General features: G+C 68.2%; 17 protein-coding genes. 7 read left to right on the forward strand and 10 right to left on the reverse strand.

Features of this window, described 5'->3' with window-relative positions; genetic code table 11:
- Position 1: 1 nt before the first annotated feature.
- A complete protein-coding gene (locus ACQR3U_RS07000; RefSeq protein ID WP_033097281.1) occupies positions 2-1,375 on the reverse strand; it encodes an 8-oxoguanine deaminase in 1,374 nt (457 codons plus the stop codon).
- Between the two features lie 141 nt (positions 1,376-1,516).
- Between ACQR3U_RS07000 and ACQR3U_RS07005 the strand changes: the two genes are divergently transcribed.
- Positions 1,517-2,980, forward strand: coding sequence for a helix-turn-helix domain-containing protein (locus ACQR3U_RS07005; RefSeq protein WP_230810069.1), 1,464 nt, complete (start codon positions 1,517-1,519; stop codon positions 2,978-2,980).
- A 30-nt stretch (positions 2,981-3,010) separates the two neighbouring features.
- On the opposite strand, the gene pucL is transcribed toward ACQR3U_RS07005, so the two are convergent.
- The 3 genes from pucL to uraD are packed head-to-tail and all read right to left on the reverse strand — an operon-like array spanning position 3,011 to position 4,763.
- A complete protein-coding gene (gene pucL, locus ACQR3U_RS07010) occupies positions 3,011-3,931 on the reverse strand; it encodes a factor-independent urate hydroxylase (protein ID WP_230810070.1) in 921 nt (306 codons plus the stop codon).
- Between the two features lie 5 nt (positions 3,932-3,936).
- Positions 3,937-4,260, reverse strand: coding sequence for a hydroxyisourate hydrolase (uraH, locus tag ACQR3U_RS07015; RefSeq protein WP_120281844.1), 324 nt, complete (start codon positions 4,258-4,260; stop codon positions 3,937-3,939).
- Between the two features lie 17 nt (positions 4,261-4,277).
- Positions 4,278-4,763, reverse strand: a complete 486-nt coding sequence (gene uraD / locus ACQR3U_RS07020) for a 2-oxo-4-hydroxy-4-carboxy-5-ureidoimidazoline decarboxylase (RefSeq protein WP_230810071.1) — start codon at positions 4,761-4,763, stop codon at positions 4,278-4,280.
- Between the two features lie 220 nt (positions 4,764-4,983).
- Here uraD and ACQR3U_RS07025 point away from each other — a divergent pair, with 220 nt between their 5' ends.
- Positions 4,984-5,376, forward strand: coding sequence for a hypothetical protein (locus ACQR3U_RS07025; RefSeq protein ID WP_230810072.1), 393 nt, complete (start codon positions 4,984-4,986; stop codon positions 5,374-5,376).
- A 147-nt stretch (positions 5,377-5,523) separates the two neighbouring features.
- On the opposite strand, the gene ACQR3U_RS07030 is transcribed toward ACQR3U_RS07025, so the two are convergent.
- Positions 5,524-7,221, reverse strand: a complete 1,698-nt coding sequence (locus ACQR3U_RS07030; RefSeq protein ID WP_019288028.1) for a fumarate hydratase — start codon at positions 7,219-7,221, stop codon at positions 5,524-5,526.
- Between the two features lie 281 nt (positions 7,222-7,502).
- Here ACQR3U_RS07030 and ACQR3U_RS07035 point away from each other — a divergent pair, with 281 nt between their 5' ends.
- Together ACQR3U_RS07035 and ACQR3U_RS07040 are read left to right on the forward strand one after the other, a co-directional pair.
- Positions 7,503-8,252: a CPBP family intramembrane glutamic endopeptidase gene (locus ACQR3U_RS07035; RefSeq protein WP_085989295.1), complete on the forward strand. Its 750-nt coding sequence runs from the start codon at positions 7,503-7,505 to the stop codon at positions 8,250-8,252.
- A gap of 69 nt (positions 8,253-8,321) precedes the next feature.
- Positions 8,322-8,612, forward strand: coding sequence for a 2'-5' RNA ligase family protein (locus ACQR3U_RS07040; RefSeq protein WP_230810073.1), 291 nt, complete (start codon positions 8,322-8,324; stop codon positions 8,610-8,612).
- 7 nt (positions 8,613-8,619) lie between these two features.
- Here the strand turns inward: ACQR3U_RS07040 and ACQR3U_RS07045 are convergent, their stop codons facing one another.
- Positions 8,620-8,835 carry a hypothetical protein gene (locus ACQR3U_RS07045; RefSeq protein ID WP_026061451.1) on the reverse strand — a complete coding sequence of 72 codons (216 nt, stop codon included), beginning with the start codon at positions 8,833-8,835 and terminating at the stop codon, positions 8,620-8,622.
- An 85-nt stretch (positions 8,836-8,920) separates the two neighbouring features.
- Positions 8,921-9,700, reverse strand: coding sequence for a helix-turn-helix domain-containing protein (locus tag ACQR3U_RS07050; protein ID WP_006550596.1), 780 nt, complete (start codon positions 9,698-9,700; stop codon positions 8,921-8,923).
- Here ACQR3U_RS07050 and ACQR3U_RS07055 point away from each other — a divergent pair.
- Positions 9,699-9,920 carry a DUF1330 domain-containing protein gene (locus tag ACQR3U_RS07055; RefSeq protein ID WP_019288032.1) on the forward strand — a complete coding sequence of 74 codons (222 nt, stop codon included), beginning with the start codon at positions 9,699-9,701 and terminating at the stop codon, positions 9,918-9,920. The genes ACQR3U_RS07050 and ACQR3U_RS07055 overlap by 2 nt on opposite strands.
- 1 nt (position 9,921) lies before the next feature.
- Here ACQR3U_RS07055 and mug read toward each other — a convergent pair whose 3' ends face one another.
- Positions 9,922-10,488, reverse strand: a complete 567-nt coding sequence (gene mug / locus ACQR3U_RS07060; RefSeq protein ID WP_230810074.1) for a G/U mismatch-specific DNA glycosylase — start codon at positions 10,486-10,488, stop codon at positions 9,922-9,924.
- 25 nt (positions 10,489-10,513) lie between these two features.
- Positions 10,514-11,899 carry a carotenoid oxygenase family protein gene (locus tag ACQR3U_RS07065; RefSeq protein WP_230810075.1) on the reverse strand — a complete coding sequence of 462 codons (1,386 nt, stop codon included), beginning with the start codon at positions 11,897-11,899 and terminating at the stop codon, positions 10,514-10,516.
- 183 nt (positions 11,900-12,082) lie between these two features.
- Here ACQR3U_RS07065 and ACQR3U_RS07070 point away from each other — a divergent pair, with 183 nt between their 5' ends.
- On the forward strand, positions 12,083-13,021 hold the full coding sequence (locus ACQR3U_RS07070) for a winged helix-turn-helix domain-containing protein (RefSeq protein WP_006550592.1): 939 nt from the start codon (positions 12,083-12,085) through the stop codon (positions 13,019-13,021).
- A 126-nt stretch (positions 13,022-13,147) separates the two neighbouring features.
- The gene (locus ACQR3U_RS07075) at positions 13,148-13,906 is read left to right on the forward strand and encodes a DUF1906 domain-containing protein (protein WP_006550591.1); all 759 of its coding nucleotides are present in this window, start codon (positions 13,148-13,150) and stop codon (positions 13,904-13,906) included.
- Here ACQR3U_RS07075 and ACQR3U_RS07080 read toward each other — a convergent pair.
- Positions 13,903-15,345, reverse strand: coding sequence for an MFS transporter (locus ACQR3U_RS07080; RefSeq protein WP_230810076.1), 1,443 nt, complete (start codon positions 15,343-15,345; stop codon positions 13,903-13,905). The two genes, ACQR3U_RS07075 and ACQR3U_RS07080, sit on opposite strands and share 4 nt — an antisense overlap.
- Between the last annotated feature and the right edge of the window lie 16 nt (positions 15,346-15,361).

The raw sequence follows: 15,361 nt of genomic DNA on the forward strand, positions 1-15,361 counted from the left end.
TTCACCCCGCCTTGGCGACCAGCGCGGCGTGTTCCGCCGCGACCTGCCGTGCCACGACGTCCTCGTCGACGGTCCGGACCTCGTCGCGGACGACCACCTCACGGCCGTTGATCAACAGCAGTTCGAGAGGCGGTGTGCTGCCGAGGACGAGGGCCGCGACCGGGTCGGCGATGCCGGAGTGGGCGAGGCCGTCGATCCGCCACAACGCCAGATCGGCGAGCTTGCCGGGCTCGATCGATCCGATCTCGTCCTCGCGTCCGAGGACCCGGGCGCCGCCGATGGTGGCGAGTTCGAGGCTCTGCCGCACCGTCATGGCGCGGGGGCCGCTGCGGGCACGGGCGAACAGTGCGGCGTGGTGGGCCTCTTCGAGCATGCAGCACGACTCGTTGCTCGCGGCACCGTCGACGCCGAGGCCGAGCGGCACGCCCGCGGCGTAGAGGTCGGCGGCGCGGGCGATGCCGGCACCGAGCCGGGCGTTCGAGGTGGGGCAGTGGGCCGCACCTGTACCCGACGCGGCGAGCACACCGATGTCACGGTCGTCGAGGTGCACGGCGTGCGCGTACCAGACGTCGGGTCCGGTCCAGCCCAGCGACTCCATGTACTGGACGGGCTTGCATCCGAACTTCTCGAGGCAGAAGTCCTCCTCGTCGAGGGTCTCGGCGAGATGGGTGTGCAGCCGCACCCCGAGATCGCGGGCGAGCAACGCGGACTGCTTCAGCAGCTCACCGGTCACCGAGAAGGGCGAGCACGGCGCGAGCGCGACCCGCAACATCGAATCGAACGACGGATCGTGCCAGCGGTCGACGGCCTCGCGGCTGCCCTCGAGGATCGCGTCGATGTCCTCGACGATGTGATCGGGCGGCAGACCCCCGGCGCTCGCACCGAGGTCCATCGACCCGCGGCAGGGATGGAAGCGGATACCGACCTCGGCCGCTGCGGCGATCTCCGCGCCGAAGACGTCACCGCCCTCGCGGGGCACGACGTAGTGGTGGTCGGTGCTGGTCGTGCATCCGGTGCGCACCAGATGCGCGAGTGCGCCCTTGGCCGCGACGTGCACGGCGTCGGCGTCGATGCCACCCCAGACTGGATAGAGGGTGGTGAGCCATTCGAACAGGGTGTGGTCGGCGGCGAGCCCACGCGTGATCCATTGGTACAGGTGGTGGTGGGTATTGATCAGGCCGGGGGTGAGCACGCAACCGGTGCCGTCGACGATCTGCGCATCGTCGTAGCCGGTCGGTTCGCCCGACCCGACCGCGACGATCCGGTTGCCGGAGACGACGACATAACCGTCGCGGTGTTCGGCGCGGGCGGCGTCCATGCTCACCACGTGTGCGCCGCGGATGACGAGCGGCCGGGTGGTGGGATGCGCGTGCATAGTCGACTCCTCGGATCGTCGGGAGTCTTCAGTCAACTGCGCCGAACAGATGTACCTCTGCGGCAGCACGCACGAAACACCTCGGAAATCCGCGGCTCGTACTGTGCGATCGTCCAAGACCGTCACCAGGAGGTGAACATCGTGCTTCTTCGAGATGTGGTGGAGGCGCCGGGGCTGGGAATCGGTGTACTGCACGGCGACGCGGAGGCCCTGAGCCGTCCCGTGCTGCGCGCGTGCACCACCGACATGCCCGACCCCACGCGCTACGTCAGCGCAGGCTCGCTCGTGTTCACCGGCCTGGTGTGGCGACGCTCCGTCGAGGACTCCGACCTGTTCGTCAAACGGCTCGTCCGAGCGGGGGTGACGGCGATGGCCGCCGGCGAGGCCCTGCACGGCCGGGTACCCGACGACGTGATCGAGGCATGTGCACGACATCGCATGCCGCTCCTGGTCGTGCCCGACGAGGTGCCGTTCAGCCGGGTCATCGAATACATGACCGGGCATATGGCCGGAGCCCGGATGGATCGTCTGCAGACGGGACTGGCACGGCAGCGGCAATGGCTCGCCGCCGTCGCCGACGGTCGGAGTGTGGGGGAGCTGCTCGACGGACTCGCGCAGCAGCTCGGGGTGGAATCGGCGCTGATCACCTCCACAGGCGTGACGGTCGCAGGAGGTGCCGAGCTCGACGACGCCGAACTCGACCGGATCACCGCAGCAGCGTTGACCGCCGACCGCTTTCCACTGCGGCTCGACGGTGACTTCACCGTCCTGCCGGTGGGACGCGGACTGACGGACCGGATCGACGCGTGGTTCCTGGTGATCCGGCACGACGAGAGCGGACCGGAGTGCGTCGAGGCGTTCTCCGAACTCGCCGCGGTGGTCGCTCTCGATCGGATCCGGCGCGACGAACGGCGCCGGGTGGCATGGGAGATCACCGACCGGACCCCGACCGTGCGCGCTGCGGACTCGCGGGTCGCGGTGGTGGCCGAAGCCGAGGGCCGGATCTCGCCGGACGTCCTACGCGGTCTCGTCGAGGACGTCCTGGACGGAGCGGTCACGTCGATCGACGCGGCGAACAGGGTGGTCGCCCCGGCGATCGGCAGCGACGTCGACGTGGCACGGCTGTTGAGCCGACGCCTCGGGCGTCTCGCGCCGGCGTTGCGCGGCGACCGGATGTTCGTCGGTGTCGGCGGGCAGAGTTCCGACGACGACCCGGCCGGCGCGGTCCGCGCGGCGGCATCGGCATGCGCTGCAGCACACAACGATCCGGGTCCGGTGTCGGTGCGACGTGCCGAACTCGATTCGGCGCTCGACCTGTTGTCGACCCTGCCCGACGAACTGCGTCGCGCCTACGCCGACCGGCTGCTCGGGGACGTCGTCGAACACGACCGACGCACCGACGCGGGTCTGCTCGCGACCCTCGAGGCATTCCTCGATTGCGACGGATCGTGGCGGCGCACGGCCGATCGACTGCACGTGCACCTGAACACGGTCCGCTACCGCATCGGGCGAGTCGAAGCGCTCACCGGGCGTTCCCTCGCGCGCACCGGTGACCGCTTCGACCTGTATCTCGCGTTGCGTTCCTTAGAACCTGCTGTCGTGTGATCGACATCCGTTGTCGCGCCGCATGAGTGATCACATGGCGCCGGTGTAGGGCTCCCAGGCGATGCCGGCATCGGGGGCGTCCTCGCGCAGCACGCTCGCCTGGATCAGTCCGTAGGGCCGGTCGTCGGCGTGGAAGACCTCACCGGCGTTCTCCACTCCGAAACGTGTCAGGTCGTAGAGGAAGTGGTGCTTGTTCGGTGCGGACAGGCGGATCTCGGCGATCGACGGGTAGCGCTCGAGCACGGCGCGGCCCATCTCGTACAGGCTCTCCTGCAGGGCCTTCGAATGCAGGTTCGCGAACACCTCGAGGAGGGTGGCGCGCACGCCCGCGTAGACGGCGTCCCAGTCGACGTCGGTCGACGCGAACCGCCACCGCGCCTGGAGGCTCGTTGCCATGATGCGATCCTCCGCCGGTTCGAGGACCGTGTACGGGTCGGTGAGGAAGCCCTGGAACTCCGAGCCGGTGGACTTGAGGACGACGAGATCCTTCAGGCCGCCGACCACCCATTCGCGGCGGTCGGTCCCGGTGCCCTCGACGGTGATCGCAGCGGTGCGGACCTCGGATCCCTTGCGCGTCCAGGTGTGATCGTGCTCGGCGCCGTCGACGACGACCCGCTCCCAGACGTACTCCTCGATCTCGATGCGTGCCGAGCGGACGGGTTCGACGTCGTCGACGAAATGCCGTGCGAGCGCGAGACCATACTCCTCGACGAACTCGACGCCCTTCTCCTTGGCGTAGGAGTAGATGGTCTGCTTCTGGCTGTCGGTGGGCAGCACCGTGCCTTGATCACCCTCCAGGTGTGCGGCGTCGAAATCGCCGTGCAGGCAGGACGAGACGTTCAGGTCGCGGATCTCGTGCCGGTCGGTGTCACGCACGATGCGCACCACCCGGTTCTCGGCTTTGCCGTAGCGGTGCGGTCCGAGGACGATCTTGCCGGTCAGTTCGGTCATGGTGGTCAGCTCCCGCGGTAGGTGGAATACGAATAGGGCGACAGGAGGAGCGGCACGTGGAAGTGGCTGCTGCCTTTCGGGATACGGAAGGTGACTGTCACCTCCGGATAGAAGGACGCGACTCCACGGCTCGAGAACCAGTCGCCGGTGGCGAAGGTCAGGTGATAGGTGCCCTCGGGCAGCGCGTCGGTGAAACCGGTGAGGCGGCCGTCGTCGTCGGTGACGCCGGCGCCCAGCGAGGTTCCGTGCGTGTCGGTGAGGGTGACGTGCAACCCCACCGCGGGTGCGCCGGCCGTCGCGTCGAGCACGTGGGTACTCAGGGTGTTCATGCGCGGCTCCCTGCGGTCTAGGTGACGATCCGCTCGAGGCGGAGTCGGGTGATCTCGGCGAGCGCCGCACGCATCTCGGCCTTCTCGGTCTCCGGATCGTTGCGGAGGCGACGCTCGAGGATCTCCAGCAATTCCGGCGCCGTGCGGCCGGTGGCGCGGACGAGGTAGACGTGCCCGAACCGTTCCTCGTATTCGCGGTTGCCGGTGGCGAGCCGGTCGAGGATGGCGCCGTCGGCCGTGGCGACGGCGGACTGCTCACGACGGGAAGCCGCGTGTTCGCTGCGTTCGCCGATGCGCGGGTGGCCGGCGAGAGCGTCGGCGAGATCGTCACCGTCGAGGTTCTCGGCCGCCGCGGCAGCGGTGGTGAGCAGCACGGTGCGCGAACCGAACGGGCGCGTCGCAATGACGGAGTGCGCCCATGTCCGGCTCGAACAGCAGTCGAGCAACAGAGCGACGGCCTCGTCCTCGGGCATCGCATCGAACCGGGCCGTTGTGAGCTGCACGGACCCTCCTTTCGTCGGTGCATTCGATACTGTCCGGTGGGCGTGTGGCGAGGGAGGTGCAAGCGCTACAGAGTTCGGTTCGCCGCGGGTGCGCCGGTTGGATGATCGGCCAACGAGGTGGTTGCGCCTCGAACGTTTTTCTGGAATAGTTCCAGTTATTGGATTTATTCCAGAAAAGTGAGCGACCCAGATGGGGTCGCAGGGTTGAAGGAGTGATCACATGTTCACCGCCGACCGTCCTCGAGCAGTGACGCTTCCGCCGGTCGTGCTCGGCGGACTGCGGCCTCTATACCGGCAGATGGTCCGCAACAACGTTCCGGCCGCATCGTTCGAGCACACCGCCGGACGGGCCGTCTTCGACGTCTGCCTGATCGCGGGGGAGCACGGTCCGCAGCTGCAGGTCCGCGCCCGCGACTTCGGGATCGACTTCACGCTCGCGATGACCACGCACTTCCGTATCGCGCCCGTGATGAGCGACGACCAGTACCGCGCACTGTGCTCGGTGCTCGCACCCGACGCCGAACCGGCACCGGACGTCGTCCTCGACTTCCTGCAGCAGGTGGTCGTGCAGTCGCCCGCGGTGCTCGCGCGGACGCACACTTGCGCTGCTTGAGTCCGAATTTGCTCGTCCTGTGGACATGAGCACACGCTCCGGCAGCGTGTTTCTGTCCGCACGGTGCGCACATCCACCCGAACGCGAACGGCCCGGCAGAAAATCCTGCCGGGCCGTTCGGGATAGTGCGTCTACAGCGAGTCGGGTCTACAGACCGGGTCGCTTGCCGACCGTGAGCGTGACCTCGCCGGTGTGCGCGAAGAAGTCGTTGCCCTTGTCGTCGACGACGATGAATGCGGGGAAGTCCTCGACCTCGATCTTCCAGACCGCTTCCATGCCGAGCTCTTCGTACTCGACGACCTCGACGTTCTTGATGCAGTCGAGCGCCAGACGCGCGGCCGGACCGCCGATCGAACCTAGGTAGAAGCCGCCGTACGTGTGGCATGCGTCGGTGACCTGCTTGGAGCGATTGCCCTTCGCGAGCATCACCATCGAGCCACCGGCGGCCTGGAACTGGTCGACGTAGGAGTCCATACGACCGGCCGTCGTCGGGCCGAACGAACCCGACGCCAGACCCTCGGGGGTCTTCGCCGGACCGGCGTAGTAGACCGGGTGATCCTTCAGGTACTGCGGCATCTCCTCACCACGGTCGAGGCGCTCCTTGATCTTCGCGTGCGCGATGTCGCGCGCGACGACCAGCGGACCGGTGAGCGACAGGCGCGTCTTGACCGGGTGCTTGGACAGCTCGGCGAGGATCTCCGGCATCGGCCGGGTGAGGTCGATCTTGACCGCGGCACCCTTGCCGGTGCCCGAGACGCCCGACGTCTCGGAGTCGAGCTGGCTGTCGGTGACCTCGGGCAGGAACTGACCGGGGTTGAACTCGAGCTGCTCGAGGAAGACACCCTCGGGCGTGATCTTGGCCTTGGCCTGGCGGTCGGCCGAGCAGGAGACGGCGATCGCGACGGGCAGCGACGCGCCGTGGCGCGGCAGGCGGACGACGCGGACGTCGTGGCAGAAGTACTTGCCACCGAACTGCGCGCCGATGCCGATCTTCTGGGTGAGCTCGAAGACCTTCTTCTCGAGTTCGAGATCGCGGAAGCCGCGGCCGGTGATGGCACCCTCGGTGGGCAGCTCGTCGAGGTAGTGCGCCGAGGCGTACTTGGCCGTCTTGAGCGCGAACTCGGCGGAGGTGCCGCCGACAACGATCGCGAGGTGGTAGGGCGGGCACGCCGCGGTGCCGAGCGACCGGATCTTGGCCTCGAGGAACTGCATCATCGAGTCCGGGTTCAGGATGGCCTTCGTCTCCTGGTACAGGTACGACTTGTTGGCCGATCCGCCGCCCTTGGCCATGAACAGGAACTTGTAGGCGTTCTCGTGGCCCTTCGCGGTGTCCGCGTACAGCTCGATCTGCGCCGGCAGGTTGTTGCCCGTGTTCTTCTCGTCCCACATCGTCAGCGGGGCGTTCTGCGAGTACCGCAGGTTCAACTTCGTGTACGCGTCGTACACACCGCGCGCGATGGACTCCTCGTCGTCACCCGGGGTGAGCACCTGCTGGCCGCGCTTGCCCATGACGATGGCGGTGCCGGTGTCCTGGCACATGGGCAGCACGCCGCCGGCGGCAATGTTTGCGTTCTTCAGGAGGTCGAGCGCAACGAACTTGTCGTTGTTCGACGCCTCGGGGTCCTCGAGGATGCTCGCCAGCTGCTTCAGGTGATCCGTGCGCAGGTAATGGGAGATGTCGTGCAGCGCGGTCTCGGTGAGCAGGCGCAGGGCCTCGGGCTCCACCTTCAGGAAGGTGCGGCCGTCGGGTCCTTCGACGGTGGACACCCCCTCGGTGGTCAGCAACCGATACTCGGTGGGGTCTTCCCCGATCGGCAGCAGGTCCTCGTAGAGGAAGTCGGCCATTGTTTCTCCTGGAAGAGGGCTGGTGATCGCCGTACACGTTAGCGGCGCCGGCGCAAGGCCTTGACAACGGGGCATGTGACGGACTCGACCTGCAAACTCGATGTGACCTGCGTCTCGCGACTTTCGGCGGCGTGTTTATGTCGCCGACGACCGGAAATCCCGCAAGGGAGTCGAGGCCGGAGTGTTCGCCGTCACGGCGGCCGGCAGGCCCCGATCCGTACACTTGACCGGATGTTCGAGAGTTTCCGGAGGGATCGCACGTGACCGTAGAAATCGAACGGTTGCCCTCGCCCGAGACCGGACGCCTGCCGTCGCTGGCCTGGCTTCCCCGTTTCCACGCCTGGATCGATCTCGCCGTCGTGATCGCGGTGCTCGTCACCACCAACCTGATCGCCCACTTCACCACGGCGTGGGCGTCGATCGCGACCGTGCCGATCGCAGCATGCGTGCTGGTCGCGATGATGCGTCGACGCGGCATGCGCTGGTCGGAACTCGGCCTCTCACCCCGGCACTGGAAGAAGGGGACGCTCTACTCGGTAGCAGCCGTGGCCCTCGTCCTGGCGGTGGTGGCGATCGGCATCGCCCTGCCGTTCACCAGGCAGTTCTTCCTCTCCGAGCGCTACGCCACGATCTCCGGTGCCCTCGTCGCCTCGATGATCATCATCCCGCTCCAGACCGTCATCCCCGAGGAACTCGCCTTCCGCGGGGTGCTCCACGGAACCCTCGAGCGAGTGTGGGGCGCACGCGGGGTCTTCGCCGCGGGATCCCTGCTGTTCGGGCTGTGGCACGTCGCCTCGTCGTTCGGTCTCACGGCGGGTAACGCCGGCCTCAGCGCCTTCCTCGGCGCCGGGTTGCTCGCGCAGATCGCCGGCATCGTCGGCGCGGTGATCGCGACCGCCGCCGCGGGCTTCGTCTTCACGTGGCTGCGTCGTCGCAGCGGCAGCATCCTCGCGCCCATCGCCCTGCACTGGTCGCTCAACGGCGCCGGTGCCCTCGCCGCCGCGCTCGTCTGGCACGCCACACTCAACTGATGGCGCTGGCGGTCTGTCTCCTGTTCGACCCCGAGACCGACCGCGCGATCCGGCGCCTGTGGGGCCGGGATGTTCCGGCGCGGCCGGGCGTCGCTCGTGCCCGCCCCCTCGTCCGAACTCGTGCAGCGACAGGACCGCGTCGTGCGGGTCGTGGAGACGACGGGAGCGGACCTGTACCGCTACTACGTCCCGGGACGCTGGACCCCGCACTGTTCGCTGAGTCCCCGAACCCGGCGCGAGGAACTCGACCGTCTGGGCGCGGTCGTCTACGACGTGCTGCCCATCGAAGCGACACTCGATCGCGCGGTGCTGATCGACACCGCCACCGGCGAGCACACGCCGCTACGGATGATCCCGTGAGGGAAACTCACTCCTCGGGGTTCTCCACCCACGGTCCGTACGGGGGTGGGCCCTCGCTCTGGATCTGCAGGCCGAAGTGCGGACAGTGCTTCCACACGTAGCCGTGCAGGACGTGTTCTTCCGACGTCGCGGTGTTCATCAGTACGAGGTCGCCGCTGGGGCGGTGTTCGAGGGCGAAGCCGGACTCCCGCTGATCGAGAACCCACCATTTCGCAGTGCTCATGTCGGTGTCCTCCGCATGATCCGCTCGGCAGACGCGCACCTCCCACGTTAGCGCGGAAACCGTTCGTGATCGGCTGATTCGGCGATCACGATCCGTTCAGGACCCGGGCCGTCGCCTCGTCGGCGGGATAGAACGCCTCGATCGCCAGTTCCGACACCGTCACGTCGAGCGGGGTCCCGAAGAGGGTGGTCGTGCTGAAGAACGACAACTCGCCGGCCTCGGTCCGCAACCGCATCGGCACGACCAGCGAATGCGGTTCGATCTCCTCCACCGGATCATCGCAGGGATAACCGGCGAGTTCGTCGTACAGGCGCAGCAGGACAGGGTCGGCGGTCGCACCGATCTGGTGTTGCAGCCGGGCGAGCAGATGACCGCGCCACTGCCCGAGATCGACGATGCGCGGCGCCAGTCCCCGCGGGTGCAGAGTCAGTCGCAGCACGTTGATCGGCGGTTCCAGCAGTTCCGGAGCGCACCCCTCGACGAACACCCCGACGGCGTCGTTGGAATCGACCATCGTCCAATGCCGGTCGACGACGAGTGCGGGAAAGGGGTGGTGCGACGACAGGATTCGCGTGATCGCGTCGGAGATCGCCGCCATCGGCATATCGCCGAGGTGATGCTCGGGGTAGACAGGCGCATGTCCCGCCGCGACCAGAATGGTGTTGCGTTCGCGCAGCGGGATGTCCAGCCGGTCACTCAGCTTCAGCACGGTCGCGCGTGACGGGCGGGACCGGCCGGTCTCGACGAAGCTGAGATGCCGCGACGAGATGCCGGCGGTGTGGGCCAGGGTGAGCTGGCTCAGGCCGCGGCGCTCGCGCCATGCCCGCAGCAGGGCGCCGGCGTGGGGAGTGTCGACCGTGGTCATGCACCCGACAGTAGAGCCGGCGGGGAACGGTCACCATTACTTCCGGGGTAAATTCCCCGACGTCGACCGTGCCCGGTCCTGGTACGAATCCCCGGAGTACCAGGCGATCCTCCCGCTCCGCACCGAGAACTCCGAGGGATGGGCGGTCGTCGTGCAGGGCACACCGCCCGGCTACCGCGCCACCCACTTCCTCGACAAGGTGTTCGGCGCTCAGCGGTAGTTCAGGACAGGATGCCGGCCGCCCGGGCCGGTTCGGCGTAGGCCCGCGCCAGCGACTCCACCGTCTCGTGGGCGTTCAACCCGCTCGGATTGGGCACCACCCACAACGGGACGTCACCGATCGTGTCGTCCTGCCGCCCGGCCTTCGCCTTGCGCCGGCCGAAGGCCGCGCGGTAGGCGGTGATGCCCGCGACCGCCACGGCGCGAGGGCGGAACTCCGCCACCACGTGCGCCAGATGGCGTCCGCCCTCACGCAGTTCCTCGTCGGTGAGCTCGTCGGCGCGGGCCGTCGCACGCGGCGCCAGGTTCGTGATGCCGACACCCCGCTCGAGCATGTGATCGCGGTCGGCGTCGCTCATACCGGACGACGCGTCGATCGGCCGGTCGACGATGCCGGCACGGAACAGGGCGGGGTAGAAGCGATTTCCGGGCCGCGCGAAGTGGGCTCCCGTCGCCGCGGTCCACAATCCCGGATTGATGCCGACGAACAACAGGCGGCAACCGGGCGCGACGAGATCGGGGATCACCGCATCGCGGAAGGACTCGAGTTCGGCTCGTGTGAAACCCATCCACCCAAACTAGCCGGAGCGACGCTCAGTCCGGCGGGAGCCAGGCTCCGTGCAGGCCGGCCGGGACACGGATCGGCAGACGGACCCGCGCGATCGGGCCCGATGCCGGGTCGGATGCGGGGAAGATCAGGAACCAGCTCGACATGTCCTCGCGGTCGGTGGCGATGGTGCCCCAGTGGTCCGCCGCGTCTCCCGGCATCAGGATCGGCTCGCCGGGAGCGAGACTGTCGTGCGTCCACACCGACTCCGTACCCGCCTGTACGTCGAACCAGCACAACGAATCGGCCGATCCAGGAGGTAGGTTCGAGGATCCGCTCTTGCCGATCGTCGCTACGACGCGGTGACCGAGGGTTGTGGACCGGTCGTCTATGCGCGGGAACTCCATGTCGCGCTCGCACAGGACGGTCCGCGTGATCCCGTTCCGTCCGATCACCGCACGGCTCAGGGTGGACCGGTTCGGTTCGCTCTGCCGAGTCAATCCGCCGGGATAACACCATTCGACGTAGTCGAGCGCGACGTCGCCGTCGGGCAGGTCGAAGGCGTTGGCGGTGTGCCACATCCAGAACGTGTCGGTCGAGAACCACCGCACCGCGCCGCCGTCGCGGGGGACGAGCGCGACACGCGTTCCGAGATCCGGCTTCCAGTCGAGCGGCGACCCGCCGGAGAAGATCTGCGAGAGATCGAACACGAGCGGGGCCAGGACCAGGACGACATAGGTCGGCGTCAGTGCCATGTCGTGGATCATCAACGGCCGGTCCATGCCGTCGATCGGGGTGGGCGCGCGCGTCACCGTCCCGTCCGGTGCGACCACCGACCAGGTCAGATACGGCGGGTCGAGCATGTAGCAGAAGGCGACCATCTCGCCGGTGTGCGGATCGATCTTCGGGTGCGCCGTCAGCCCGACCGGCAGGGTTCCGTCGAAGGTCTCGCGTCCGAGCGTCTCGAGGTCGGAACCCAAGGTGTACGGTGGCGCCGCTTCGGCCATCGCCATGAGCCGCCCGCCGTGCCGGACGATGTTGATGTCCGGCAGCTCGCGCATGGTGTTCGCCAGGTCGGGCCCGACCTCCTCCTCGGGAGGGAAGTACGGATCGGTGATGCCGGCCCACAGCGCGCGACCGGCCTTCTCCTCCGCGACGACCTGCGGGGTCCGCACGAACCTGTTCGTGTAGCGCGCGGTGCCCCCGGCGATCTGCACGCGGTGGACCATGCCGTCGCCGTCGATCGGGTAGACGTAGTGACCGATCGGGTCGAAGCGCGGATTGGGTCCGTTGCGGAGATAGCTTCCGTGCAGATCTGCGGGCAGTTCCCCGTGGACCTCCAGCTCGCGGACGTCCACTTCCTCGCGTTGAGGCGCGAACAGGCCACTGAGATGCGGATGGTGTGCCAGGTCGACAGGCGCCGGACGTTGCATGACGACTCGCTTCGGTGGAGGCGATTCTTCTGTGGGGCAATCGTAGGACCGGGAAGGGCGATCGGTTCGTGATTCGGCGCGCCCGATCCCACACCCACGGACGGGGACCGTGCATCGGATAGGGTTGTTGCCTACGTGCAGGACTGATAGTGCGGCCGCACGGCCGCGACGTTAGGGGAAGGTGTGCAGCGCCGGAACGCGATCGGAAACTCCGTCCGGAACACCGGAGGTGACGAGGCCACGTTGCCGCCGTACACGGATCTTCTCTGGCCGACCGTGCAGGCGGTGATCGAACTCGGCGGATCCGGTGTCATCGAGGAGATCGATTCCGCCGTGATCTCCCGGACGGGACTGTCCGAGGCCGCACAGGCGGTACTCCACGGTGACGGCCCCGGAACGGAGATCGAATACCGGCTGGCCTGGGCCCGGACCTACCTCAAGGGCATGGGTCTGCTGTCGAATACCCGCCGCGGTGTGTGGAGCGTGACCGACCGTGGCCGCGCCGTGCGCGAGTCGGAGATCAAGCCCATGCAGGTCGCGTACACGGCCGAGAAGCGTCGCAAGCGCATGGTGCGGAACGTCTCGCAGGGGGCCCAGGTCGTGCCGCTCGCAGCCGCCCCCGAGGATCCCGAACTGTGGCGCGAACCCGTCCTCGGTGCCGTCGCCGACCTGTCGGAGGACGGTTTCGAACGGCTCGCCACCGCGGTACTGCGCGCGGCCGGATTCACCACCCTGACGATTCCGGCCCCGGGCGGATCCCACGCTCCCGAGGGCGCCGGTCACGTCGAGGGCACCGGTGTCCTGCGCGTATCGCTGCTGAGCTTCTCGGTGTTCTTCCGTTTCCTGCGGGCACCGGAGAAGGCGGGTGCCGACGTGGTCCGCGAGTTCCGCGCCGCGATGGTCGGGCGGGGCGAGAAGGGTCTGCTCGTCGCCACCGGATCGTTCACCGAGGACGCGCGCGCCGAAGCCCACCGGCACGGCGCCCCGCCGATCGATCTCGTCGACGGCGACGGGTTGTGCGATCTGCTCAAGGAGCACGGTCTCGGTGTCCGTTCCACGGTGCGGACGGTCGAGGACGTCTCCCTGGTGCCGGCCTTCTTCGCCGAACTGTCCGGCCGCTGACCTCGTAGCGCCGTTGCGGATATCGCCTGCCGCGACCTGTCGAATTCTCGGTGTGGCCGGTGGGACGGCTGTGATTGTGATGCAATACGGCGGACGTACAGACGGCAATACGAAGGACAGGTTGCGATGAGCCTTTCGCGGCGGGACATGTTGCGGTACGCGACGCTCGGATCGGGCGTCGCGTTGATCTCTGCGCTCGGCGCACCGGGTCTGGCTCAGGGACGCCCGGTGCTCGGGACCATCATCGACTACTCGGCCGCCGTACCGTCGCCGTCGTCGATCCGCGCCGCCGGCCATATCGGCGCCATCCGGTACGTGTCCGATGCACGACCCGATGCCGCCTGGATGCGCGCCAAGCCGCTCACCGGACGGGAAGCGGACGCGCTGCTCGACAGCGGACTCGAAGTGGTCTCGTGCTACCAGTACGGCAAGGCCGCGACCGCCGACTGGCTCGGTGGTTACGAGGCGGGGCTGAAGCACGCCCGGCGCGGCCTCGACCTCCACTACGCGGCCGGTGGCCCGGAGAACCGACCGATCTACGCCTCGATCGACGACAACCCGACCTTCGAGCAGTTCACGCTCCAGGTCGTGCCGTACCTGCTGGGCTGGCAGGAAGTGGTCGGCGCCGGAAATCTCGGTGTGTATGCCAACTCGCCGACCATCGACTGGGCGTCGGCGATCTCCCTCGGGTCCTTCTACTGGCAGCACGACTGGGGCACGCCCAACGGGTACGTGCATCCGCGGGCGAACCTGCACCAGATTCCGGGCGAGGTCCGGATCGAGGGCATCGGCGTCGACATCAACCACGTCCTCACGCCCGACTACGGCCAGTGGTCGCTCGCCGGCAGCGCACCGAGTTCGGACCCGGGACTCCTGGGAAGTTAGCGCTCGGGTCGGGTGTCGTCGACGGGTCGCACGGAGCGGCCCGGCGGCGGGATGAGGACCGTGAAGACCAGCGCCACCACTGCCGCGCCCGTCGCCACCAGGAAGCTGGCGCGGAACCCTTCGAGGGCGGGCACCACGGAGTCGCCGATGCGCTGGGTCATCACTGCCAGCATCACGCCCACCACCGCTGCGGCGCTCGTCGTGCCGATGGACCGCATCAGGGTGTTGAGGCTGTTGGCCGCGGCGGACTCGCGTAGCGGCACGGCACCCATGATGAGTGCGGGCATCGTGGCGTAGGCGAGGCCTATGCCGGCGCCGATGAGCATCGAGGCGCCGACGATGTGCCAGACCTCCTGGTACAGCACGTACGCCATCTGATAGCCGAGGCCTACGAGCACTGCGCCGCAGCCGAGGGTCACGCGGGCGCCGAACCGCGTCGTGATGCGCGCCGAGACGGGGGACAGCGCCATCATGACGAGTCCGGCGGGGGCGAGCGCGATACCGGCGGTGACCATCGTCTGCCCGAAGCCGTAGCCGGTCTCCGTCGGTGCCATCAGCAGCTGCGGGAACGCCAGGATGTTCGAGTACATCGAGAACCCGAGCGTGACCGACGCGAGATTCGTCATGAGGATCGGTCGGCGGGCGGACAGTCGAAGGTCCACGAGCGGTCGCGATATCCGCAGTTCGTACAGGCCCCAGCCGACGAACACCACGAGTGCCCCGGCGAGCATCCCGAGGGTGGCCGGGGCGGTCCATCCCCAGTCGTTGCCCTTGGTGACGGGCAGGAGCAACAACACGAGGGCGACGGAGAGCAACAGTGCCCCGGCGACGTCGAAGCGTCCCGGATTGCGGTGCGACGATTCGGGCACGACGAACAGGATCGCGGTGATACCGATGAGCCCGAGGACCAGCGACGCGACGAACAGCATGTGCCAGTCGGTCGCCTGGGCGACGAAGGCCGCGGCGGGAAGGCCGATCGCGCCGCCGACACCCATCGTGGCGCTGATGGTGGCCATGGCGCCCGGGAGTCGCCGGGAAGGCAGCTCGTCGCGCAGGATCGCGATACCGAGCGGGATCGCGCCCATCGCGGCGCCCTGGAGAGCCCGGCCGACCACGAGCGGGACGAGGGTCGTTGCGAGCGCGCAGACCGCCGAACCGAGCACCATGAGCGAGAGCGAGGTCAGCAGCATCCGGCGTTTGCCGAACATGTCGCCGAGGCGACCGCTGATGGGGGTGACCACCGCGCCGGCGAGCAGAGTCACCGTCACGGCCCAGGACGTGTCCTCGGGAGTCGCGCCGACGAGCACCGGCAGTCGGGGGAGGATCGGGACGATCAGGGTCTGCATGAGCGCGACGCTGATACCGACGGTCGCGAGGACCGGCACGATGCCGCGCGGGGCAGGAACCTCCCTGGTGGAGAGCGGTGTCTCTACGGCCATGCGGCTCCTCGGTCCG

Origin of the sequence: Rhodococcus sp. IEGM1339 (assembly GCF_050321925.1) — a bacterium.
Lineage (GTDB): Bacteria > Actinomycetota > Actinomycetes > Mycobacteriales > Mycobacteriaceae > Rhodococcus > Rhodococcus pyridinivorans.